The sequence below is a fragment of the Amycolatopsis sp. NPDC006131 genome, from assembly GCF_040614175.1.
GTDB classification, from domain to species: domain Bacteria; phylum Actinomycetota; class Actinomycetes; order Mycobacteriales; family Pseudonocardiaceae; genus Amycolatopsis_E; species Amycolatopsis_E tucumanensis.
In genome coordinates this window covers 13,539-36,042 of the sequence record NZ_JBEXTX010000084.1, presented here as the reverse complement: position 1 = coordinate 36,042, position 22,504 = coordinate 13,539, and the positions used below count along the sequence as shown (strand labels likewise).

Annotated in this window: 18 protein-coding genes; 6 read left to right on the top strand and 12 right to left on the bottom strand. The window is 72.6% G+C overall.

From position 1 onward, the window contains the following. Positions 1-343 precede the first annotated feature (343 nt). Positions 344-2,530, bottom strand: coding sequence for a germacradienol/geosmin synthase (locus ABZ215_RS32020; protein ID WP_354953921.1), 2,187 nt, complete (start codon positions 2,528-2,530; stop codon positions 344-346). A 263-nt stretch (positions 2,531-2,793) separates the two neighbouring features. Here ABZ215_RS32020 and ABZ215_RS32015 point away from each other — a divergent pair, with 263 nt between their 5' ends. Beyond that, the gene (locus ABZ215_RS32015) at positions 2,794-3,447 is read left to right on the top strand and encodes a hypothetical protein (protein ID WP_354953919.1); all 654 of its coding nucleotides are present in this window, start codon (positions 2,794-2,796) and stop codon (positions 3,445-3,447) included. An 8-nt stretch (positions 3,448-3,455) separates the two neighbouring features. Here the strand turns inward: ABZ215_RS32015 and ABZ215_RS32010 are convergent, their stop codons facing one another. From ABZ215_RS32010 to ABZ215_RS31985, 6 genes are all read right to left on the bottom strand, one after another. After that, positions 3,456-3,962 carry a DUF664 domain-containing protein gene (locus tag ABZ215_RS32010; RefSeq protein ID WP_354953918.1) on the bottom strand — a complete coding sequence of 169 codons (507 nt, stop codon included), beginning with the start codon at positions 3,960-3,962 and terminating at the stop codon, positions 3,456-3,458. A 9-nt stretch (positions 3,963-3,971) separates the two neighbouring features. Continuing rightward, on the bottom strand, positions 3,972-4,718 hold the full coding sequence (locus tag ABZ215_RS32005) for an ABC transporter permease (protein ID WP_354953916.1): 747 nt from the start codon (positions 4,716-4,718) through the stop codon (positions 3,972-3,974). 46 nt (positions 4,719-4,764) lie between these two features. Then, a complete protein-coding gene (locus ABZ215_RS32000) occupies positions 4,765-5,259 on the bottom strand; it encodes an MmpS family transport accessory protein (protein ID WP_039791744.1) in 495 nt (164 codons plus the stop codon). Between the two features lie 145 nt (positions 5,260-5,404). Beyond that, complete coding sequence (locus ABZ215_RS31995; protein WP_020420377.1) at positions 5,405-6,109, bottom strand: MgtC/SapB family protein; 705 nt, start codon at positions 6,107-6,109, stop codon at positions 5,405-5,407. Positions 6,110-6,118: 9 nt separating this feature from the next. Further along, positions 6,119-7,609 (bottom strand): FGGY-family carbohydrate kinase, encoded by a 1,491-nt coding sequence (locus tag ABZ215_RS31990; protein ID WP_354953913.1) that lies wholly within the window; start codon positions 7,607-7,609, stop codon positions 6,119-6,121. Beyond that, positions 7,602-9,017 carry an L-fucose/L-arabinose isomerase family protein gene (locus tag ABZ215_RS31985; RefSeq protein WP_354953912.1) on the bottom strand — a complete coding sequence of 472 codons (1,416 nt, stop codon included), beginning with the start codon at positions 9,015-9,017 and terminating at the stop codon, positions 7,602-7,604. The genes ABZ215_RS31990 and ABZ215_RS31985 overlap by 8 nt, the downstream gene beginning before the upstream one ends. Positions 9,018-9,127: 110 nt before the next feature. Here ABZ215_RS31985 and ABZ215_RS31980 point away from each other — a divergent pair, with 110 nt between their 5' ends. Next, a complete protein-coding gene (locus ABZ215_RS31980; protein ID WP_020420374.1) occupies positions 9,128-10,108 on the top strand; it encodes a LacI family DNA-binding transcriptional regulator in 981 nt (326 codons plus the stop codon). A gap of 69 nt (positions 10,109-10,177) precedes the next feature. Here ABZ215_RS31980 and ABZ215_RS31975 read toward each other — a convergent pair whose 3' ends face one another. Genes ABZ215_RS31975 through ABZ215_RS31965 form a run of 3 tightly spaced genes read right to left on the bottom strand, consistent with a single transcriptional unit; the run spans position 10,178 to position 13,768 of the window. Next, the gene (locus ABZ215_RS31975) at positions 10,178-11,173 is read right to left on the bottom strand and encodes a substrate-binding domain-containing protein (RefSeq protein WP_354953909.1); all 996 of its coding nucleotides are present in this window, start codon (positions 11,171-11,173) and stop codon (positions 10,178-10,180) included. A 16-nt stretch (positions 11,174-11,189) separates the two neighbouring features. Beyond that, positions 11,190-12,215: an ABC transporter permease gene (locus ABZ215_RS31970; protein ID WP_020420372.1), complete on the bottom strand. Its 1,026-nt coding sequence runs from the start codon at positions 12,213-12,215 to the stop codon at positions 11,190-11,192. Beyond that, positions 12,212-13,768: a sugar ABC transporter ATP-binding protein gene (locus ABZ215_RS31965; protein ID WP_354953906.1), complete on the bottom strand. Its 1,557-nt coding sequence runs from the start codon at positions 13,766-13,768 to the stop codon at positions 12,212-12,214. Before ABZ215_RS31965 ends, ABZ215_RS31970 begins: the two co-directional genes overlap by 4 nt. Before the next feature lie 153 nt (positions 13,769-13,921). Between ABZ215_RS31965 and ABZ215_RS31960 the strand changes: the two genes are divergently transcribed. Then, positions 13,922-14,506, top strand: a complete 585-nt coding sequence (locus ABZ215_RS31960) for a hypothetical protein (RefSeq protein ID WP_020420370.1) — start codon at positions 13,922-13,924, stop codon at positions 14,504-14,506. A gap of 16 nt (positions 14,507-14,522) precedes the next feature. Next, complete coding sequence (locus tag ABZ215_RS31955; RefSeq protein ID WP_354953904.1) at positions 14,523-15,179, top strand: RES family NAD+ phosphorylase; 657 nt, start codon at positions 14,523-14,525, stop codon at positions 15,177-15,179. A 355-nt stretch (positions 15,180-15,534) separates the two neighbouring features. Here ABZ215_RS31955 and ABZ215_RS31950 read toward each other — a convergent pair whose 3' ends face one another. Both ABZ215_RS31950 and ABZ215_RS31945 read right to left on the bottom strand, forming a co-directional pair. After that, positions 15,535-17,463 (bottom strand): S9 family peptidase, encoded by a 1,929-nt coding sequence (locus ABZ215_RS31950; protein WP_354953902.1) that lies wholly within the window; start codon positions 17,461-17,463, stop codon positions 15,535-15,537. Positions 17,464-17,473: 10 nt separating this feature from the next. Further along, positions 17,474-18,466 (bottom strand): TerC family protein, encoded by a 993-nt coding sequence (locus ABZ215_RS31945; RefSeq protein ID WP_237338636.1) that lies wholly within the window; start codon positions 18,464-18,466, stop codon positions 17,474-17,476. A gap of 297 nt (positions 18,467-18,763) precedes the next feature. On the opposite strand from ABZ215_RS31945, the gene ABZ215_RS31940 reads away from it, so the two are divergent. Together ABZ215_RS31940 and ABZ215_RS31935 are read left to right on the top strand one after the other, a co-directional pair. Continuing rightward, a complete protein-coding gene (locus ABZ215_RS31940) occupies positions 18,764-21,562 on the top strand; it encodes an alpha/beta fold hydrolase (RefSeq protein WP_354953900.1) in 2,799 nt (932 codons plus the stop codon). Then, positions 21,559-22,485, top strand: coding sequence for an ABC transporter permease subunit (locus tag ABZ215_RS31935; RefSeq protein ID WP_020420365.1), 927 nt, complete (start codon positions 21,559-21,561; stop codon positions 22,483-22,485). Before ABZ215_RS31940 ends, ABZ215_RS31935 begins: the two co-directional genes overlap by 4 nt. Positions 22,486-22,504: the final 19 nt, after the last annotated feature.

The following is a 22,504-nucleotide window of genomic DNA, read 5'->3' as shown; positions in this document are numbered from 1 at the left end:
CCACCGACTAAACCCCCCTACCCCCCACGACCCTTTTCTGATTGGCGCGCGCCCTCCCGGCGCGGGTGATCTCCCGGCGCGGGTGATCTCCCGGCGCGGGTGATCTCCCGGCGCGGGTGATCTCCCGGCGCGGGTGATCTCCCGGCGGGGGTGATTCCCGGCAGGGGTGACTTCTCCGGGAGTGATCTTGCTCGGGAGCTGCCGCTCGGCGTGAACGGTCTCCCGGACGGAGGCTGCTCGCCACTGCCCCCGCCGCGCCAGGCGCGACCGCGCCGCCCTCGGCAACTGATCGCCCCGGCCTGAACCACCCGCCGCTCACCCCCGCCCGGGGCCGCGCGGGGCGTCAGGCCGAGGCGGCCCGGAAGCGGTCGGCCAGCCGGAGGGCCGACATGCCGAGCCCGGCGGGGAACGCCGGCGCCGCGGGCGTGGTCAGGCGCTTCAGCTCCGGCTCGGTGTAGCGCACGCACTGGCGGTGCCACTCGAGGATGCCCGACATCCAGTCCTTCAGCTCGTCGGCGTGGCGGAGGAGCGCGTCGCGGGCGGGTTGGTCCAGTTCGGCGTCCTCGAAGAGCTGGGGCAGGTCCGTGGCGAGGATGTGCTCGAACTGCCGCATCCGCGCCGTCATCAGGTCGTTCACCACGTCCCGCGCGGCGAGCCGGTCCAGGCCGAGGAAGTGCTCCACCACCAGCACCATGTTGTGCAGCTCGCCCTCGAACTCGATCTCCTTCTGGTAGGAGAACAGGTCGTTGGCGAAGCACGCGTAGTCCTGCGCCGCGGTCTCCAGCTCACGCAGCGTCCTCGTGCCGAACAGCTCCGGCGGCACCTCGGTCAGGTGCGTGATCCGCGCCAGGCTCATCGTCATGTCCGAGCCGAACGTGCGCCGCCGCATTTCGACGTAGTCGATCGGGTCCGGGATGCGGTTCTGCGCCTGGTTGGCCAGCTCCCACACCCAGCTCGCGGTCATGTCCTCGACCGCCTTCCGGAACACCCGCCGCGCGTCGCCGCTCAGCGGGGTCGCCGTGCGCCGCCACAGGTCCTGCAGGCCGCGCTCCAGCGGGGTCAGCGGCTCCGGCGTCTCCCCGGCGTCCAGCGGCATGAACAGCGACAGCCGGTCGTTGGTCACCTTCGCGGCCGGCACGTTGCGGCCCGCGCCGAACACCGCCGGGAAGTAGTCGTCGCCGTAGGTGCCCCACGCCAGCCACGCCGTGGACAGGTGCAGCTCGTCCGGATCGGCGTCGGCGTGGATCATCGACGCGCAGTGCGCCAGGTCGATCCCGCGCAGCCGCTCCTCATCCCACACCCCGCCGGCCTCCACACCCGGCACCGAATCGTAGAAACCCATCTCCCGGCACCACTGCGCGTTCTGCTCCCGCGCCTCCTCCAGGTGCGGGCTCATGCGGAACGCGTACGGCATGTAGATCTCCGGCAGCGGCAGGTGCCCGACCTTGGTGAACGGCACGTGGTCGCGCTGCTGCCTCCTTGTGCGCAGGACCGGCCCGGCCGTGAGCCGGCTGGAGCCGCCCTCGGCCGCGCCCTCGTTCATGTACCGGCTGGACCGCGCGTGCCACTCGTGACCGCCGGACTGCCAGTCCTGCAGCCCCTTCACGTACGCCCCGACGGCGATCTGCTCGTGCGGCAGGGCCGCGTGCTCGGCCAGCAGCGCGGGCACCTCGACCAGCGCGGTGTCCTCGAACTGCTGCAGGCGCGAGGTCAGCAGGTCGTTGACCAGCTCGGCCGCCTCCTGCGTGGAACAGCCGAGGAACCGTTCGAGCACCAGCACGGCATTGGAGTTCTCGCCCTCCTCCTGCACCTCGCGCTGGTAGGAGAACAGGTCGTTGCGCAGGTGCACGGCGTCGGCGAACGTGTCGGACAGGACCTCGACGGGCCGCGTCGCCGACAGCCGGTCCGGCACCTCGGCCCGCACCGCGTACTCGACCAGGTTCGCCGACCACGGCGCACCGCCGACCCGCCGCCGCATCTGGATGTACTCGATGGGGTTGGCGACGCGGCCCAGGTCGATGTTCGCCAGCTCCCACATCGACTCGACCATCAGGTTGTGGGTGCTCAGCGTGAACCGCCGCCGCCACCCCTCCGACATCGCCGGGATCGTGCGTGCCCACAGGTCCTTCAGCCCGGCCTCGGCGGGGTTCGCCGGCTCCGGCGGCTCCTGGCCGGGCGCGGTCATGAACAACTCGAGGCGGTCCAGGTACTCCTTCGCGCCGGCCATGTCGCGGGAGTACTTGAACTGCTCGAGGAAGTGGTCGTCGAAGAAGAACACCCAGACGTACCAGTCGGTGATCAGGTCGAGGGCCGGGCCCTCGCAGTCCGGGTGCGTGTAGGCGCACATGAGGGCGTAGTCCATCTTGGCCAGCGCCGCCTCGGTCCACACCACACCCCCGCCGGGTTTGGCCGCGTCGAGCATGCCCATGCGGCGCGCCCAGTCCATGCTGTGCGCGCGGGTGCCCTCCAGGTTCGGGTTGATCCTGGCCGGATGGGGGACGTAGAACTCGGGCAGAGTGAAGGCCTGCATGTCTTCGACGGTGCCACCGGTGATCGGGTGGCGGCAACGGCCAGGTGAGCGATCCGGGGTCCTGTTCGGATGAACCGGCGAGAACACCCTCGGTTGCCTGCTTGTCCTCTTTGGACAGTGCCGGTTTTGTCAGTCACGACCAGCGGTTCTTCCGGGGATACCGGGAGCATGTGAAATCTCGCCGGAATTCAGGACTGGGCCATTCGAGCGATTTCGCGCGAAACGAAGCCACCGATGGAGTGGTGTGGCAAATATTCCCGGGCATGGCACCGGACGGATATTTCACGGATCCGCAGGGGCGGATCAGACCGAGGCACAACCGGAAGGGCGGGAAGGCGGTGGTCGCTGCCCTTGCGGTCGGGGCGCTCGCGGCGGGCGGGACCGGCCTGACGACCGGGGGTGGCACCGCAGGTGGTTCCGCCACCTCCGCCCACGGCAAGTCGGCCGGCAAGGACGCCGCCCGCAAGGGGCAGCGCGGCGAGGCCTGGAACCGCATCGGCCTGCGTCAGCTGCGGCAGACCGCTCACGTCGCGACGGCCTGCGGCTCCCACTCCTACGGCCAGGTCCAGCAGTTCTTCCGGAAGCACCCGTGCCGCAAGCTGGACCGGCTCCTCCTCGCCATCGGCGACACGCGCGGCAACACCGTCGTCGTGTCGATCGCGTGGGTGCGCATGCCCACCGCGAGCACCGCGGCCGAGCTCAAGGAGCTCGCCGACACCGACGGCACGGGCAACGTCGAGCCCCTCGCGGCCGGCGCGCTCGGCCTCGCCGGCGTCGAGTTCACCGGGCAGTACTACGGGTCGCGGCGGGACGGCTCGCTCGTCGTCATCGCCGAGGCCGCTCCCGGTGGCGGGCGGCCGGCCCCGGCGGCGATGGACGACGCCGCCGAGGTCGCGGCCGAGTTCCCGCCGCCCTAGCAGTACACCTAGCGCCGCTCCAGAACGCCGCGGATGAACGCCGCCTGCCCGGCGTGCTGGAGGTCGTCGGACAGGATGCTGACCAGCCGGACCCCGAGGGTGACCGGCGGGTCCCACGCCTCGTCGACCACGTCGTCCAGGCGGTCCTCGCGCAGCGAGCCCAGCCACGCGACCGTCGAGTCGTGCACGGCGTCGTGGTAGCCGGTGAGCAGCTTGGCCTCCGCGCGGACCGCGGCGACGTCCTTGGAGCGGTGCCCGTAGCCGGTCGCCGACGGCCGGAACGGCAGCCCGAACCGCTCGTGCCACCCCTGCTCGGTCCACACCTGCGGCGTGCCGGCCAGGTCCGCGATGTGGTCGTCCTGCACGCGCGTGAGGTGCCAGACCAGCCATGCGATCGAGTTGGCGTCCTCGTCGAGGCGCTCGGCCAGCTGGTCCTCGGTCAGCCCGTCGACGGCCTCGTGCACGACCTCCTGGATGCGGCCGAACCCGTCGATCACCAAGTCCGCAACAGTCATGCCCCCACGCTAACCGCAATCGACGAGTCCCGCCGCCACGAGCTGGACCGCCACGAGCACGGCGATCGCCTCGGCGGCCAGCAGCCCGATCAGGACCAGCACCTGCGTCACCCCGGCCTGCACCGGGCCGGCCCCGCCGAGCAGCACGCCGACGTACGCGCCGGGCAGGGTCACCAGGCCGACCGTGCGGGTCTGGTCGAGCGCGGGGATCAGCGCCTGCCCGGCGCTGGGACGGCAGATCTCCAGCGCGGCGGCCCGCGGCAGGAATCCGAGCGCGAGGGCGGCTTCGTACTCGCCGTGCCGTGTGGCCAGCTCGTCGAGGGCGCGGCGGGCGGCCTGGGACGTCGCGCTCATGGCGCCGCCGATGACGATCCCGGCGATCGGCACCACGGCGATCGGCTCCAGCGGCACCACGCCCGACCCGAGCACCAGCGCGAGCACCGGGAGGACACCTCCGGCCAGCGCGACGGCGATCCACGGCGCGCGGCGCAGCGGGAGCCCGACGCGGCGGGCCGAGGTGACCGCGGCGACGGTGAACATGAGCAGCACGAACAGCCCGGTCAGCCAGCCGGACCGGAGCACGGCGGTGATCAGCAGCGACACCGCGCCCAGCTGGACGATCGCGCGACCGGCCGCCGTGGCGACCGCCCACCCGGGGCCGAGCCGGCCGAGCCACACCGCGAGGGCGCCCACCGCGACGAGCGCGGCGAGGACGACGGCCAGCACCGGACCGGTCTGCAGGGTCGCACCGTTCACGAGGTGATCGTGCCCCACGGCGATCGCGGGAGGCGGCCCGGACGGGTCAGGGCAGCGACTTCGAGCAGCGCACCATGCCCTGCGGCGCCGACACGGACCGCTCGCTCACCACGACCCCGTCGACGATGATGCGGCACGTCAGGGTGCCGCCGCCGGCGTTCTGCGCCGTCAGGCTGAAGTACTGGTCCGAGCCCTGCGGCCCGGTGCGCTCGATCGACACCGACCACGGGGTGTCCGTTTCGAGGACCTGCGCGATGTCGGCGCCCTTCGCCACGTACGTCACGTTCAGCGCCCCGGCGCCGCCCGTCAGCTCGTACGTCACGGCGTAGGACACCTGCGGTACGGGCGCGACCGGCGCCACGACCGGCGCGCTGGCCCCGCTGAGCGACCCCACCGACGGGTCGGCGGACCGCTGCCCGGCGACGAGCAGCGAGGTGAGGCCGACCGTCAGGACCACCCCGAGGGCGGCGAACACCGCCATCGAACTGGCCAGCGGCCGCCGCGGTCCCGGCCCGGGACCCACGGTGGGAACAACACCCATGGCGTCGTCTTCTCTCGGCTCACCGCGCTTCCACCGAGCGCGTCAACCATTCCTCGCAAGCCGAGCGTCAATCGTTACCTGGCGGGTACATCACCGTCCGCTTTTCACCCGCTCGGGGTAGTGCAACCCCGCTGACCTGCGACTTCTACTCGCTCGTGTCGTCGATCGCGCCGGTCTCGACGGCGAGGATCCCGGGCTGCTCGGCCAGCCTGGCGAGCAGGTCGTCGACGCCGCGCGGCCCGAGCAGCCGCATGCTCAGGTCGATCACGCCGCCGGAGTCGCGGCGGTTGGTCAGGGCCTGCTGGACCGAGTAGCCGGAGCGGGTCGCCAGTTCCAGGATCCGGCGCAGCGCCCCCTCGCCGTCCCGGTAGGCCAGCCGGACCGTCGTCGTCGCCGGGCGCCGGCGCGTCAGCAGCCGCACCAGCGGCGGGTAGCCGTAGACCACCACGAAGTGCGCCGCGGTGACGACCACCGCCAGGAGCGGCAGCCCGGCCGCGCACGCGCAGCCCACCGCCACGCTCATCCACACCACCGCCGCGGTGGTCAGGCCGCGCACCACGTCGCGCCGCACGAAGATCAGCCCGCCGCCGATGAACCCGATTCCGGACACGATCTGTGCCGCCACCCGCGACGGGTCCAGCACGATCCGCCCCGGTTCGAGCACGTCGGTGAAGCCGTACTTGCTCACCAGGAGGAACAGCGCCGCGCCCACCCCGACCAGCGTGTGCGTGCGCAGGCCGGCGCTCTTCTGCTTCAGTTCGCGTTCCAGGCCGATCAGCGAGCACAGCACCAGCGCGAGCACGAGTTCGCCGACCTGCTGCCAGCCCTGGCCCGAGGGTTCGGAAAACACCCGGCCAGGCTAGTGCCCGCTCTCCCGCTGACGCTCGGCCAGAAAGTGCGTTATGTCCTTTGTGGAGGGGTAGAGTTCGCGGTACCGCGTATAAAACCGGTCATAGGTGTCCACCGCGGCCGGATCCGGGCGAACCGTGCTCGCCACTGGGTTCCAGCGCGTGATGTCCGGTTCCGCGCCGATCGCGACGGCCGCCAGCAGCGCGTCGCCGAACGCCGCGCCGATCGTCTCCGCGGGCACCTGCTGGTCGGCGCCCGTCACGTCGCTGACGATCTGCGTCCACAGCCCGCCCTGGGTGCCGCCGCCGACCGCGACCAGCCTGCGCGCCGCGCCGCCGGAGTCGCGCATGGCCTCCAGGTTGTGCCGCACGCCGTAGGCGATGCCCTCCAGCGCGGCGCGGTAGATCTCGCCGATGCCGTGCGAGGTGGTCAGCCCCGCCAGCACGCCGCGGGCGTCCGGGTCGAACAGCGGCGTGCGCTCGCCCGCGAAGTAGGGCAGCATCAGCAGGCCCCGGCTGCCGGGCGGCACCTTCGCGGCCTCGTCGACCAGGGTCGCGAAGTCGCCGCCGACGAGCCGGCGCAGCCAGTCGGTGATCGCGCCGGAGGTCGCCATCCCGGCCGCCAGCGAGTACGTGCCGGGGAAGGCGCCGCACGTCGTCCACAGGCCGGTGTGCGGGCGCGGGTCGGCCAGCACCTGGATGAGGAACATCGTGGTGCCGTACATGACCATCGTGTCGCCCGGCTCGGCCACGCCGACGCTGGCGGCCTCGGCCCACGCGTCGACCGTCCCGGCCGTGACCGGGAGGCCCTGCGGCAGACCGGTTTCCGCCGCCGCGGCCGCGCTCACCACACCGGCCACCTCGGTCGGCCACACCAGCCGCGGCATCTCGACCCCGGGCGCGCACAGCGCCGCCCAGTCCGCGGCCCAGTCCCCCGCGCGCAGGTCGTACATCGGGTCGCACTGGCTGGCCGAGTGGTGGTCCAGGACGTACTCGCCGGTCAGCCGGTGCACCAGGTAGGAACTGCACATCAGGAACAGCCGGGTGCGCCGGAACACCTCCGGCTCGTGCCGGGCGAGCCAGCGCCACTTCGGGCCGACCGCCTGCGACGACAGCGCCGTGCCCGCGCGCTCCACAATGGACTCCGCGCCGAGCTCCGCGGTCAGCTCCTCGATCTCCCGGCAGGCGCGGGTGTCCACGCCGTACAGGATGGCCGGCCGCAGCGGGGTGCCGTCGGAGTCGGCGGGCAGCAGCACCGGCCCGATACCGCTCACCGCCAGCGCCGCCAGCTTCCGGTCGCCGGCCGCCGCCACCAGTTCCCGGGTCAGCGCCAGGAAGTCCTGCCACCACACGGTTTCCGCGTCGTGCTCGACCCAGCCCGGGTGCGGGCACGAGGTGTCGTGCGCCCGCGACGCGCGGGCCACGATCTCGCCGTCGCGGGTGACCAGGACGCCCTTCGAGCTGGACGTCCCGATGTCGATGCCGAGCAGCAGGTCAGTCACGGGACCACTCGTGCACGTCGACGCCCAGCAGGCCGGCCGCGGCACGCAGCTCGGCGCGGCGGTCGCCCGGGATGGCGTGGATGTGGTTGGCCCCGAACCGCGACAGGAACGTCTCGGCGGGCGCGTCCAGGCGCGCCCACGCGTGCGGCCACTCCGGCGTGGACTGGCGCATCAGGGACTCGTTGGTCTCGTCGTCGTAGTTCTCGAACTCGCCCAGCATCAGCTGCAGACGGTACTCCCCCGCCTGCCGGGTGAGCCGTCCCAGCGTCATCTGCCCGGGCGCGGCGATGTGCTGGACCGACGCACCGCCCGCGGGGAAGAAGAACACCTCCGGGTAGAAGTGGACCTTCGCCAGGTTCTCCGCCGGGTCGTCGCTGCGCGCGGCGTACCAGGTGGCGTGCTGGCCGGAGTTGCACAGGTCCCAGATGTCGCGGTCGGCGTGGTAGTGGCGCACGTCGGCGAACAGCACCGGGTCGCCGGAGATCTTGTGCATGAGCTGCATGGTCAGCGCGCCGTCCATGTCCGCCTCGGTGGCGGTGACGTGCACCGGCTTGGGGCCGTTCCAGTCGTAGGGGTCGTTGAGGAACGCCTCCGTGACGTCCATCGTGGCGAAGTGCTCGGTCAGCTCCGGCTGGCCCTTGATGCCGGAGAAGTCGAGCTTGCGCTCGTCGATGATGTCGCGGATCGCCAGGTACGACCGGATCTGCCGCTCCAGCAGCTCGGGCGTGAGCTTCTGGCCGTCGTAGTGGACCCCGGCCGCGTGCTCCTCGATCCAGTGGCGCGCCTTGGCCGCTTCGCCGACGTCGGCCTTCTCCGCGCGCAGCACCAGCTCGTACTGGTCGATCTCCTCGACGTCGACGCCGAACTGGCGCATCCACTGGTCGGTGTTGGCGACCGCGGTGTTCATGCCCATCGGGCGGCCGCCGAAGCGGCCGAAGGTGGACCCGCGCAGCGACGCGACCGCGGCGGCGGCCCGCGCGTGCGCGCCGACCCGGCCGGCCAGGTCCGCGTCGTCCGGCGCGCCCCACAACCGGGTGTGGGCGCGGCCGATCTGGTCCAGCGCGCCGCCCGCGGCGAGCATGCCGACCAGACCCGGCTCGGTCGGGTCGGTGCTGGCGACCAGGATCAGCGGGCTGCGCGTGGCGTCCGCGGCGAGCATCGTGAAGTGCGGGAAGCTCCACACCGCGTAGTAGAAGATCGTGACGTCCACCCCGGCGGCGGCGACCTCGCGCGCCACCGACGTGGCCAGCGTGTTGGTCGCGACCAGGTCCCGGCCCGCGACCACCTCGTGCCCCGCCGCGGTCAGCGACCGCACGAGCTCGTCCTGTTTGGACTGGATGAACCGGGCGTTGCGCGCGTGCACATGGTCACGCCCGTCGGAAATGCTGATCACGCCGATGCGGGCCACGCTGCCTCCTAGGGCGGGTAATCGATTACTCAAGACGCTATTCTGGACCCCGGACGGTGTCAATAGCCGCCCGTCCACCGCGTGAGCGGCGAGGAAGACGGGAGGTCGCGGTGGCGACCATCAGCGATGTGGCGCGGCGCGCCGGGGTGTCCACGGCCACCGTGTCGCGGGCGCTGAACGGCGTGTCCACAGTGGATCCGGCGCTGGTCGCCAGGGTGCGCGCGGCCGCGGAAGAGCTGGGCTACCAGCCCAACGGGCTCGCGCGGAACCTGCGCAGGCAGGAGACCGCGGTCCTGGCGCTGATCATCTCCGATGTGGAGAACCCGTTCTTCACCGCGATCGCCCGCGGCGTCGAGGACGTGGCGCAGACGGCCGGTTACTCCGTGGTGCTGTGCAATTCCGACGAGAGCGCCGAGAAGGAGCGCCGCTACATCGACGTGGCGCTGCAGGAGCGGGTGGCCGGGGTGGTGATCTCGCCGACCGACGAGTGGGCCGGGGTCGAGATGCTGCTGGGGCGCGGGACGCCGGTCGTCGCGGTGGACCGGCCGCTGCGGGCGGGCACCGGTGATCAGGTGCTGGTCGACAGCCGGGCCGCGGCCAGGGCGGCGGCCGAGCACCTGCTGGCGGCCGGTTACCAGCGGGTCGGGTGCGTGACCGGGCCGGCGGGGGTGCGCACGGCCGACGACCGGCTGGCGGGGTACCGGGACGCGCTCGGGCGGCGGAAGCGGCGCGAGCGGCGGGCCGAGTACCGGGCGTCCGGCGGCGAGGCGGCGACGCGTGCGCTGCTGGCCGAGGCGGAGCCGCCCGACGCGCTGCTGGTGGCCAACAGCGCGATGGCGATCGGCGTGCTGGAGGCGCTGCGGGCGGCCGGGCTGCGGCTGGGGCGGGACGTCGGGGTGGTCGCCTTCGACGACGTCCCCTGGGCGACGCTCATCGACCCACCGCTGACCGTCGTGGCCCAGCCGGCGTACGAGATCGGCGCGGAGGCGGCGCGGCTGCTGCTGGCCCGGATAGCCGATGGCTCGCTGCCCCCGACCGCGACGACGCTGGAGGCGCAGCTCATCGAGCGGGGCAGCAGCCACCGCGCCTGACGGGATTCGTTTCCGGCGGCGATCCGGGGCCGTCCCGCCGCCGGGGCGACGGGACGGCGCGCGAAACGGTCAGGACCCGCTGTTCAGCTCCGCGTACGTGGCCGCCGCGTTGTCCTTCGTCACCAGCTTCGTCGGCAGCGTCTGCGTTTTCGGCACCTGACGGCAGTCCACCAGGATGCTCTTCGCCGCGGCGATCGCCTCCTGCCCGCCCGTCGGGTAGATGAACGTCGCCGACAGGCGGCCCGCCTCGACGGCCTTCAGCCCGCCCGACTCGATGGGCAACCCGTCGATCCCGGTGATCGGCAGGTCGGGCCGCCCGGCGTTCGTCGCGGCGATGCGGGCTCCCTCGCCCATCGGGTCGTTGTGCGAGTAGATCGCCTGGATGTCCGGGTTCGCCTTGAGGATCGCGTCGGCCTGCTGCTGGCCCTTGTCCCGCAGCCAGTCGCCGTCCTGCGCGGCCACGATCTCGATCTTGGACCCCTGGATGCCCTGCATGAAGCCGTCGTGCCGCTCCCGCGCCGGGGTCGAGCCGGCCAGCCCGCGCAGCTCGCCGATCTTCCCGCCGTTCGGCAGCAACGTCGTCTTGAAGTACTCGCCGGCCTGCCGCCCGATGTCGACGTTGTCCGCGCCGATGAACGACGTGTAGGCGTCGCCGTCGACCTTGCGGTCCAGCACCAGCACCGGGATCCCCTTGTCGTAGGCGCGTTTCACCGGCGCGGTCAGCGGCGTCGCCTCGTTGGGGCTGATGATGAGCAGGTCGACCTGCTGGGTGATGAAGTTGTCGACCTGCTCGACCTGCTTCGAGTTGTCCTGCGCGGCGTCGGCGAAGTTGACGGTGAACTGCGGCACCGACGCGGCCGCGGCGCGGATGTCGTCGTCCATCCGCTGCCGGTACGGCTCGGCGACGTTGGCCTGGCTCATCCCGATCGTGTACTGCCCGTCGGCGCCGCAGCGCTCCGGCGCACCCTGCGCGCCGGAGCCGCTGCCCGAGTTCTCGTTCGTGGTGCCGCAGGCCGCGAGCAGCAGGCACGCGCCCACCGCCGCCAGGCCACGGGACTTCCGCATGATTCTTCCCCTCTCGTCAGGAAACCGATGCCGGCCGCAGCCGCTGCAGCCCCGCGGCGAGCACGATGACCAGGCCGATCACGAGCAACTGGACGTTGGAGTCCACGTTGTTCAGGCCCAGGATGTTGCGCAGCACGCCGACCAGCAGCGCGCCGGCCACCGTGCCGACCACCGAGCCGCGCCCGCCCATCAGGCTGGTGCCGCCGATGACCACGGCGGCGATCGCGTCCAGCTCGTACATCGCGCCGTCGTTGGGTCCGCCGAAGTTGAGCTGCCCGGCGTGCACGATCCCGGCCAGCGCCGCCAGCAGCCCGCACAGGCCGAACACGATGATCTTCACCCGCTTGACCGGCACGCCGGACAGGCGCGCGGCCTTCTCGTTGCCGCCGATGGCGTAGATGTGCCGGGAGAACGCGCTGACCCGCAGCAGCACCACCGCCAGTGCGGCGACCACCAGGAAGATCAGCGCGGGGATCGGCACCAGCCCGTTGAAGGTGCGCTCCCCCAGCAGCGAAAACGTCTCTGGCGCCTGCCCCGGCCCCTCGCCGTAGGTGATCGACACGCCCTGCCCGCCGGACCAGATCCGCGCCAGGCCACGCGCGATCTGCATGCCGGCCAGGGTCACGATGAACGCCTGGATGCCGAACGAGGTGATCGCGAACCCCTGCAGCAGCCCGAACCCGAGCCCGATCGCGAGCACCAGCGCCACCGCCGGCACCAGCCCGAGGTCGTTCTCGGTGAGCAGGACCGCCACCCCGACGCTGGCCAGGCCGAGCACCGACCCGACGGACAGGTCGATGCCGCCGATGAGGATCACCAGCGTCATCCCGACGGCGAGGATCCCGATCTCCGACATCGAGCGCACGACGTTGAACAGGTTGCCCGAGTCCAGGAACACGAGCTCGCCGTTCTTGCTCGGCGAGTACACCACCGCGGCGATGAACACCAGCACCAGGCCGAACAGGCTCTGGAACCGGAACAGCGTCGCCAGCAGCCCGCCGCCGGGGCGGGCGAGGTCGGGCAACGCGGCCACCTTGGTCATGACGTCCCTTCCGCCACCAGGTCCTCGACGGCCCCCTCGCCCATCGAGAACGCCAGCAGCTCCGCTTCGGTGGTGTTCGCCGTGTCCAGTTCCCGCACGCTGCGGCCATCCCGCAGCACGACCACGCGGTGGCAGACGCCGATCAGCTCGGCGGGCTCCGACGACGCGAGCAGGACCCCCACGCCCCTGCTCGCCGCCTCGCCGAGGAGCCGGTAGATCTCGGCCTTCGCGCCGACGTCCACCCCGCGGGTCGGCTCGTCCAGCAGCAGCAGCGCCGGTTCGGTGAGCAGGCCGCGCCCCAGCACGACCTTCTGCTGGTTGCCGCCGGACAGCGAGCCTGCCGGGTCCCGCAGCGACGCGAGCTTCACACCGAGGCGGTCGACCATCTCCTGCGCCGCGCCGCGTTCCCGCCGCCGCGGCACCACCCCGGCCCGCGCGATGCGGTCCACTATGGACAGCACCGTGTTGGCGAGCACCGAGTGCTCCAGCGCCAGGCCCGCGACGCGCCGGTCCTCGGGCACGAACGCGATGCCCAGGCGCAGCGCCGCGCGGGGGCCGCGCGGGCGGATCTCCTCGCCGCGCAACAGGATCCGCCCGGACCAGCGTCCCCCGACGCCGTAGATCGTTTCGAGCAGCTCCGTGCGACCGGCGCCGAGGAGCCCGGCGACACCGACGATCTCGCCGCGCCCGACCCGCAGGCTGATGCCGGCCGGATCACGGCGGCCGGGGCGCCGCGACTGCACGACCAGGTCCTCGACGCGCAGCAGCTCCTCCCCCGCGCCCGCGCCGTCGCCGGTGCGGAACATCGACTCGACCGGCCTGCCGACCATCGCCTCGGACGCCTGCTGCGCGGTCATCGCCCGCGCGTCGAACTCCGCCACCACCTCGCCGTTGCGGAGCACGGTCGCGCGGTCGGCGACGCGGCCGATCTCGTCCATGCGGTGCGAGATGTAGACGACGCCGGCGCCGGCGCGGCGCAGTTCGGCGATCACGGCGAACAGCCGGTCGATCTCCGGCGCGGACAGCGCGGAGGTCGGCTCGTCCATGACGATGATCCGGGCGTCCAGCGACAGCGCCTTCGCGATGGTGACCAGCTGCTGCTCGCCGGTGCGCAGCTCCTCCACCGGACGGCGCGGGTCGAGCGCGATGCCGATGCGGTCCAGCAGGCGCGCGGTCTCGCGCACCATCCGGCGGCGATCGATCGTGCCGAAGCGGGTGCGGGGCTCGCGGCCGAGGAACACGTTCTCGGCGATCGGCAGCGCCGGGACGAGGTCGAGTTCCTGGTGGATCATCGCGACCCCGGCGCGCTGCGCGTCGGCGGGCCGGGCGAACCGGACGGGCTCGCCGTCGATGCGGATTTCCCCGCGGTGGCCGCCCACCTCACCGGAGAGGATCTTCATCAGAGTGGACTTGCCCGCGCCGTTTTCCCCGAGCAGCGCGTGGACTTCTCCGGCACGCACAGTGAAATCGACGTCACGCACCGCATGAACTCCGCCGTAAGACTTGCTCACCCCGGCCAGCTCGACCAGGGGCGACCGTGGCTCCGCGTCCATGCTGGCCCCCCTCGCCACGCTGCGAGAAATCGATTACTCGGCCGAACCTAGAGTGACCCGCCACACATGTCAAGAGTGGACAAGATCGTGTCCTCTGCGGACAGTTTCCCCTAGGGCGCACGAACCCGCACGCCGAGCGCTATGCTGAGGCTCATGACGGTCGCGCTGGAGAACGTCCTCGCCAAGGCAGGCCTCCGGATCGACGCCGCGGATTTCCTCTCGCTGGTCGAGGATGCCGCGCGCCGCCTCGCCCCGCCGAACCCGGACCCGGTGTCCTTCTTCTCCGAGGGGCAGCGGGCCGCGCTCGCCGAGGCGGGGCTCGATCTGTCGCCCCGGCGCGACGACGAGCCGGACAGCCGCGCGCCGTCGGTGGCGGCGCACGCGGTGCTGGCCGAGTCCGCCCTCACGGTCGCCGAGGCCGCGCGACGGCTGGGCGTGGACCCGAGCCGGATCCGGCACAAGCTGGCCGACCGGCGCCTGACCGGCTGGAAGGACCAGGGCGGCTGGCGGCTGCCGTCGTGGCAGTTCGGCGAGCGGGGCGCGCTGCCCGGGCTGGAAGCCGTGCTGGCCGCCGTGCCGGACGACCAGCCCGCGCTGGTCGTGGCCGCGTTCATGAACACCGAGCAGGCCGACCTGCAGATCGGCGGGCGGCCCGCCACCCCGCGGCAGTGGCTGCTGGCCGGGGGCGACCCCGAGCCGGTCGCCGCGCTCGCCGCCACGCTCGGCACCCCGTTCTGAGGCCGCCCCGCATCTCATGGCCCGTTTGCCACTCCCGCCGTCGCGGGCTGAGCTCCTCGCTGCCCTGCGCGCCGACGTCGACATCGTGACCGTGCCGCCAACGCGGCGGCTGGTGCGGATCTTCACCGCGGGCGGCAACCACCCGCAGCAGTGGAACACGTTCCGCTACACCGGCCCCCTGCCGCACGGCCGCTTCGACCCGCAGCCGCCCAGCCGGGACGGGCGCGCCGTCACCGATCCGGGGCACGGGGTGCTGTACTTCGGGCTGACCGTGCGGACGAGCGTGGCGGAGGTGTTCCAGACGACGTCGCTGGTCGACCGCAGGACGCGGCTCCCGAGGCTGGTCGTGGTGCGCCCGTCGCGGCCGCTGAGGCTGCTCGACCTGACCGGCCTGTGGCCGACGCGGGTCGGGGCGTCGCAGGAGATTTCGAGCGGGCCGAAGAAGATCACGCAGGCGTGGGCGCGGGCGATCCGCGCGGCCTTCCCGGAGCTGGACGGGCTGTGGTACCGCTCGTCGATGGACGGCGGGCACCCCGCGCTGTGCCTGTGGGACCCACCGGCCGGCGAGGCGCTGCCGCTGGCGCCGGACGTGCTGCTGCCGCTCGACCACCCCGGGCTGGACGTGCCGCTGGGCCGGGTGTGCGAGGAGCTGAACTACGTGCTGCTCAACTGAAGCGTGGGAACAGCGGATTTCCGGGGGCGGCGGGCGCCGGTGCTGTCCCGGCACACCTGGATCAACGCGTGGCGAGACCCCGCCGCCAGCCCGCCTACTGCTCTGCGGAACGCCGGCACCGGAGCCGGGAAACCCCCGCGCCCGCCGCACCACGACGCCACCTCGCCGGTGGGCGCGCCGGGGCAACCGTCCGGGACGCACCGCGGTCCAGCCGGCTCCGTTACCCAGCCGGCTCCGAGGCCGGGGAGGCCGGGCGCCGGAAGCGCTCGGCCCGCAAGCTGTCCCAGGTGCGCGGGCGGAGCGCCAGCCCTCGACGTTGATCCGGGCCGGCGTCTCCGCCTCGGCCACTGGCGAGTCACGCCAGGTGGCGCGACCACCAGTCCAGGATCGCGTCGAAGCGTTGCACCCGGTGGCGCGGCTTGCCGGACCGGCTCAGTTCGTGGCCCTCGCCGGGGAAGAGGAGCATCTCGACCTCCGTGCCGTTGCGCTTGAGCTCCACGAACAGCCTCTGGGCCTGCTCGACCGGGCACCGCCAGTCGTGCTCGGAGTGGACCACCGCGAACGGGATGCGGATCTGCGCGGCGTAGGTCAGCGGGCTGCGCTCGCGCTGCACCACCGGGTCCGCGCCGACGTAGGCCTCGGTGAAGAACCAGCCGATGTCCGAGCTGCCGGTGAACGAGTCCCACGCGTTGACGGCCCGCTCGCTCCACGCGGCGCGGAATCGCGAACCGTGGTGGGCGGCCAGCCACGTCGTCATGAAACCGCCGTACGAGCCGCCCATCACGCCGACCCGCGAGGAGTCCAGGTCGTCGCGCTCCAGGGCCGCGTCCAGCAGCGCCAGCACGTCGTCGACGTCGACCGTGCCCAGTCCGTGCACGATCGCCTGCCCGTGGCTCTCGCCGTAGCCCGCCGAACCGCGCGGGTTGCCCATCACCACGGCGTACCCGGCCGCGGCGTACACCTGCGCCTCGTCGAACAGGCCCCAGTCGTAGGCCGCGAACGGGCCGCCGTGCACCACGAGCAGCACCGGGTGCGGCCCCTCGCCCTCGGGCAGCACCAGCCAGCCGTGCACCGGGTAGCCGTCCGGCGCCGTGGCGGTCAGCTCCTCGACCGGGCGGATCCCCTTCTCCCGCACCGGCTTCGAGAAGTCGGTGAGCACGAACTGGTCCGGGCCGTCGAGCAGCACCACGTCACCCGAGCTGTCCGGCCGCGCCACGACCGCGGCGATCCGCTCCCCGTCCACCGCGAACGACCGCACCGCGCCGCGGTCACCGAGCAGCCGGGCCAGGCCGTCCAGCGGCGCCCGGTCGGCGTCGCGCGGCACGGCCCGCAGCTCGATCGCGCCGCGGTTGAGCACGGTCACCAGGACCTCGTCGCGGAACTGCGCGGGCGGCACGTCGGCCATGCAGTACACGGACTCCGCGTCGGTCAGGCGGCGCGGCTTCGCCGGCTCGCCATCGGCGGGCAGCTCGGCCGCCCACAGACCCGGGTTGCGGGCCACGACGTGCGGCCACGTGTACTCCTGGCCGTAGAAGAGGATCGTGCCGTCGACCGTCACCGACGGCTTGGCGGCGCTGCCCGCACTGCGCACCGCGAGCACCGGCTCGCCGCCCTCGGCAGGCACCAGGTAGAGGTCGCTCTCCTCGGTGTCGGTGGCGCCCCACTCGCGGGGCGCGACGACCAGCACGGCCGAACCGTCCGGCAGCCACGCCGGGTCGGAGACGTCGGCCTGGTCGTCGGTCAGCGGCTCCGGTTCACCCGGGTCGGTGACGTCGAGGACGAACAGCCGCCGCGGGCGGTCCCGCAGGAAGCCGACGTTGTCGAGCCGGTAGTCGTAGCGGGTGATCCGGCGGGGCGCCTCCGCGGCCGGTTCGAGGACTTCGCCGTCGGGGTCCGGCGCACCGTAGCGGCCGGCTTCGGGCACCCGCGCGGTGAAGGCGACGCGGCGCGAGTCCGGCGCCCACACCGGGGCGCCGGCGCCGAGCGGCAGTTCGGTGAGGCGCCGGGCATCGCCGCCGTCGGCGGGCATCACGTGCAGCTGCGGCTTGTCGCCGTCCGCGCGGAGGAAGGCCACCCAGCGGCCGTCCGGGGAGATCGCGGGATCGGTGTCCCGCTCGCCGTGGGTCCACTGCCGGGCCGCCCCGCCGTCGGGGGCGGCCCGCCACAGCGAACTGCGATAGGTGTTGCCGCCGAGGTCGGGGGTGGTGACCGCGGTCAGCAGCAGGGTGCCGTGCAGCGCGGGAGTGCCGGGCACGGCGAGGAGTTCGAGATCCGAGGGACGCATGCCCCCGAACCTACCGGATTTCGTTAGCCTCGCTAAGAGCCTGAGACTCCGACTTCTTCTTCTCGTCCCGCTTGGCCTTGGCCAGGCTGAGGACGGTGGTGACGGTCAGGACGACCACGATCACGCCCAGCGAGAGCCAGTTGTTGATGTCCAGCCAGTCCGGCACCGCGTGGTACTCGTGCAGCGCGTGCAGGATCAGCTTCGCGCCGATGAAGGCGAGGATGACCGCCAGGCCGTAGGACAGGTAGACCAGCTTGTTCACCAGACCGCCGAGCAGGAAGTACAGCTGCCGCAGCCCCATCAGCGCGAACGCGTTGGCGGTGAACACCAGGAAGGCTTCCTGGGTGATGCCGAAGATCGCCGGGATCGAGTCGACCGCGAAGAGCAGGTCGGCGCTGCCGATGGCCACGATCACCACGAACATCGGCGTAAGCCAGCGCTTGCCGTCCCGCTTGATCGTCATCTTGTGGCCGTGGAAGTCGTCGGTGACCGGGTAGACCTTGCGGATCCACCGCACGACCGCGTTCTCGTGGTACTCCTCGTCGTGGTCGTTGCCGCGCACCATGCTGATGGCCGTCCACACCAGGACCGCGCCGAACAGGAAGAACACCCACACGAACTGGGCGATCAGGGCCGCACCGACCGCGATGAACACGCTGCGCATGGCCAGCGCGAGCAGGATGCCGATCAGCAGCACGCGGTGCTGGTGGATCGCGGGCACCCGGAACGAGGCCATGATGATCATGAAGATGAACAGGTTGTCCACCGACAGCGAGTACTCGGTGATGTACCCGGTGAAGAACTGGACGCCGTAGTCGTGCCCGGCGAGGACCCAGACGCCGATGCCGAACAACACGGCGCAGGTGATGTAGAAGACGACCCACTTGGCCGCTTCCTTGGTGGTGACTTCATGTGGCTTCCGGTCGACGATCACGAGGTCGATCGCGATCAGCACGAGCAGGCCTGCAACCGTGGCAGCCCACAGCCACACGGGGACATTCATCTACGCAATACCTCCGGTTAGCGCGCAGCAGCAGCTAGCCGGAGGTCTCTTCCGCCGGTGGATCCGGCCGACGGTGCCGGGTGCCCCGAAGGACCGCCGTGCTGACGACACCGCCGCGAAGGAATACTCCCCTCCACGTCGTATCCATCTTTCCTGATCAACCGGACGAACACCACCTTAGGTAACCCTCATCACCCGGATTCCAAGATCAGGACCCGCGCTGACGCGTTCTCAGGAAAGCTCCCATACGGTTTCGGTGTGCCCCGAATCGCGCTCCCGCACACACGCCGTTCCCGGATGGTGATCCTCGCGGTCGTCGTCCTGCTGGTGGCGGCCGTCGTGCTCGTCTGGACCCGCTCGTCGAGCGAGCCCGCCGCGGTACCGACGCAGGACGCCATCCTCGACGTGCCCGCGGCGCCCGGCTCCGCGGCGAAGGTCAGCCTGGACACCACGCTCTACCTGCCGGAGCGCACGCCCGCCCCGGCGGTGCTGCTGCCGCACGGGTTCGGCGGGGACAAGAACAGCGTCGCCGGCGACGCGCAGGAGCTGGCCCGGCGCGGGTTCGTGGTGCTCACCTACTCGGCGCGCGGCTTCGGCCGCAGCACCGGCGAGATCGGGCTCAACGACCCGGACTTCGAGGTCGCGGACGCCGCCCGCCTGGTCGACTGGCTCGCCACCCGCCCGGAGGTCCGCCTGGACGGCCCCGGCGACCCGCGGGTCGGCGTGCTGGGCGCCTCCTACGGCGGCGCGCTGGCGCTGCAGCTGGCCGGACGGGACAAGCGGGTCGACGCGATCACGCCGGTGATCACCTACAACGACCTGGCCCAGGGGCTGACGCCGAACGCGGCCGCGGCGACGGCGCCCGCGGCGGGCACCCCGGCGGCGGGCGCGTTCTCCCCGGACGGGGTGTTCAAGAAGTCGTGGGCCGGGCTGCTCTTCTCCGCCGGGACCTCGCCCTCGGGCGCGGGCGGGCTGGGCGCGGAGGCGCCCGAGCCGGGCCAGGAGACCGACGACGACACCCAGACCGCCGGGACCACGGGCGGGGGCGGCTCGGCCGCCGCCGCGCCGCTCCCCCAGCAGGCGCCGCAGCAGCTCGGCGGGGCGACGTGCGGCCGGTTCACCGCCGAGATCTGCCGGGCCTACGCCGACCTGGCCACGACCGGCAAGGTGAGCCCGCAGGTCGCGGCCCTGCTGCAGCGCCTGTCCCCCGCCGCGGTCACCGGCAACATCACCGCGCCGACCCTGCTGGTGCAGGGCGAGGCCGACACGCTGTTCGGGCTCGACCAGTCCGACGCCACCGCGCGGCAGATCACCGCGGCGGGCGGGACGGTGCAGCAGGTCTGGTACACCGGCGGGCACGACGGCGGCCGCCCGGGCCCGCAGCTGCGCGCGAAGCTCGGCGACTGGCTGTGGTTCCAGCTCACCGGCGAGGGCGGCAACCCGTTCAGCGGGTTCTCCTACGACGTGCAGGGCTCGCTGCGCGCGTCGGGCTCGCCTTCGGTGCGCACCGTCGACGCCGGCGAGTACCCGGCGCAGGCGCAGCGTCGGACGCTGCAGCTCGACGGCGACGAGCAGACGATCGTCAACCCGCCCGGCGGCACGCCCGCCGCGGTCAGCGGGATCCCCGGCCTGAACGCGCTGGTCAGCGGATCGTCGCGGCTGTCGGGACTGTTCAGCCTCGACCCGCCCGGCCAGTCCGCGCGGTTCACCACCGCGCCCGTCGACTCGCAGCTGCTGATCACCGGCTCGTCGACCGTCCGGCTGCGCGTGTCCGGCACCGGCGAGGCAGTGTTGTTCGTCAAGCTCTACGACCTCAACCCGGACGGCAGCCGCACGCTGCCGGCGAACCAGATCGCCCCGGTCCGGGTGGCGATCCCGTCTTCCGGCACCGCCGAGGTGACCGTGACGCTACCCGGGGTGGTGCGGCCGGTCGAGGCCGGGCACGCCCTGCAACTCGTGGTCACGACGACCGACCAGGCGTACGCGACCCCGGTGACCCCGGCCGCGTACCGGGTCTCGCTCGCCGACCCGGCCATCGCGGTGCCGGTCGTGCCGGGCAACGCCGTCGGCGGCGGGTGGCCGGTCGGCACGCTCGTCGGAATCGGCGTCACGCTCGCGCTCGCCGCGGCGGTCGCCGCGCTGGCCGCGGTGCGCAGGCGGCGGTCGCACCAGGCCGACCCGGACCTGGCCGGGGTGCCGCTGGTGATCGACGGGCTGACCAAGGCCTACCCGGGCGGGCTCACCGCCGTGAAGGACCTGTCCTTCCGCGTCGAACCGGGCCAGGTGCTCGGCCTGCTCGGGCCGAACGGCGCCGGCAAGACGACGACGCTGCGCATGCTGATGGGCCTGATCACCCCCACCGCCGGCGAGATCAGGGTGTTCGGCCACCGGATCACGCCCGGCGCGCCGGTGCTGTCGCGGATCGGCTCGTTCGTCGAGGGCTCCGGGTTCCTGCCGCACCTGTCCGGCACCGCGAACCTGCGCCTCTACTGGGACGCGACCGGCCGCCCGATCGAGCAGGCGCACCTGGAGCAGGCGCTGGAGATCGCCGGGCTGGGCAACGCCGTGCACCGCAAGGTCCGCACCTACAGCCAGGGCATGCGGCAGCGGCTCGCGATCGCGCAGGCCATGCTCGGGCTGCCGGAGCTGCTCGTGCTCGACGAACCGACCAACGGGCTCGACCCGCCGCAGATCCACCAGATGCGCGAGGTGCTGCAGCGGTACGCCGCGACCGGCCGGACCGTGGTGGTCTCCAGCCACCTGCTGGCCGAGGTCGAGCAGACCTGCACGCACGTCGTGGTGATGCACCGCGGCCGGCTGGTGGCCGCGGGCGAGGTCGGCGACATCGTGGCCGCCGGCGGCGAGGCCACCTTCCGGGTCGACCGGCCCGAGGCGGCGGCCGACGCCCTGCGCGGCGTGCCCGGCGTGTCCGGTGTGGACGTCGAAGGGACCCTCGTGCACGCCGACCTGGACGGGATGCCGCGCGCCGAAGCGGTCGCGGCGCTGGTCCGGGCCGGGGTCGCGGTCGAGCAGGCCGGGCCGCGGCGACGGCTGGAGGACGCGTTCCTCCAGCTCGTGGGAGAGGAAACGTCATGAGCGAGAACGGGGTCCACACCGATCCCGCGGCACTGGACGAGCTGACCGACGCCGCCGCGCACACCCACTCCGGGGTCGGCGCGGACGGCGCGGTCGAGGGCTACCGGGCGCGGCGGACGCTGCGGCTGGGCGTCGAGCTGCGGCGCCAGCTGCGGCGGCGGCGCACCCAGCTGGTGCTCGGGTTCGTCGTGCTGCTGCCGTTCATCCTGGTGGTGGCGTTCGAGATCGGCGAGTCCAGCCCGAACCGGCGCTCCGGCGGGTTCGTCGACCTGGCGACGGCGAGCGCGCCGAACTTCGTCGTGCTGGCGCTGTTCGTGTCCGGGACGTTCCTGCTGCCCACGATCGTCGCGTTGTTCTTCGGGGACACGATCGCGAGCGAGGCGTCCTGGTCGAGCCTGAAGTACCTGCTGGCCATGCCGGTGCCGCGGCACCGGCTGCTGCGGCAGAAGGCGATCGCGTCCGGGTTGCTGTCGGTGGTGGCGCTGGTGCTGCTGCCGCTGGTGGCCCTGGTGGCGGGACTGATCTTCTACGGGGCCGGTGACGCGGTCAGCCCCACCGGGGACGCGATCCCGTTCGGGCAGAGCCTGATCGCGATCGGGCTGTCCACCGTGTACGTGGTGATCCAGCTGGCGTGGGTGGCGGGGCTGGCGCTGTTGTTGTCGGTGCTCACCGACGCGCCGCTGGGCGCGGTCGGCGGGGCGGTGCTGGCGGCGATCCTGTCGCAGATCCTCGACCAGATCACCGCGCTGGGCACGCTGCGCAACTACCTGCCGACGCACTACTCGTACGGCTGGATGGACCTGATCGCGACCGACATCGACTGGACGAACATGGCCGCCGGGACGCTGTCCGCGGTGATCTACGCGACCGTGTTCACGCTGCTGGCCGCGCGGCGCTTCGCGACGAAGGACATCACCAGCTGATTTCCCACTACGGTGGGGC

Excerpts from the sequence above, each read along its gene's own strand:
- ABZ215_RS31955 (WP_354953904.1), top strand. The coding sequence starts at position 14,523 with ATGGCCCGTTTGCCACTCCCGCCGTCGCGGGCTGAGCTCCTCGCTGCC.
- ABZ215_RS32020 (WP_354953921.1), bottom strand. The coding sequence starts at position 2,530 with ATGCAGGCCTTCACTCTGCCCGAGTTCTACGTCCCCCATCCGGCCAGG.
- ABZ215_RS32015 (WP_354953919.1), top strand. The coding sequence starts at position 2,794 with ATGGCACCGGACGGATATTTCACGGATCCGCAGGGGCGGATCAGACCG.
- ABZ215_RS32000 (WP_039791744.1), bottom strand. The coding sequence starts at position 5,259 with ATGGGTGTTGTTCCCACCGTGGGTCCCGGGCCGGGACCGCGGCGGCCG.
- ABZ215_RS31965 (WP_354953906.1), bottom strand. The coding sequence starts at position 13,768 with ATGGACGCGGAGCCACGGTCGCCCCTGGTCGAGCTGGCCGGGGTGAGC.
- ABZ215_RS31945 (WP_237338636.1), bottom strand. The coding sequence starts at position 18,466 with ATGAATGTCCCCGTGTGGCTGTGGGCTGCCACGGTTGCAGGCCTGCTC.
- ABZ215_RS31970 (WP_020420372.1), bottom strand. The coding sequence starts at position 12,215 with ATGACCAAGGTGGCCGCGTTGCCCGACCTCGCCCGCCCCGGCGGCGGG.
- ABZ215_RS31940 (WP_354953900.1), top strand. The coding sequence starts at position 18,764 with ATGGTGATCCTCGCGGTCGTCGTCCTGCTGGTGGCGGCCGTCGTGCTC.
- ABZ215_RS31950 (WP_354953902.1), bottom strand. The coding sequence starts at position 17,463 with ATGCGTCCCTCGGATCTCGAACTCCTCGCCGTGCCCGGCACTCCCGCG.
- ABZ215_RS32010 (WP_354953918.1), bottom strand. The coding sequence starts at position 3,962 with ATGACTGTTGCGGACTTGGTGATCGACGGGTTCGGCCGCATCCAGGAG.
- ABZ215_RS31935 (WP_020420365.1), top strand. The coding sequence starts at position 21,559 with ATGAGCGAGAACGGGGTCCACACCGATCCCGCGGCACTGGACGAGCTG.
- ABZ215_RS31960 (WP_020420370.1), top strand. The coding sequence starts at position 13,922 with ATGACGGTCGCGCTGGAGAACGTCCTCGCCAAGGCAGGCCTCCGGATC.
- ABZ215_RS31975 (WP_354953909.1), bottom strand. The coding sequence starts at position 11,173 with ATGCGGAAGTCCCGTGGCCTGGCGGCGGTGGGCGCGTGCCTGCTGCTC.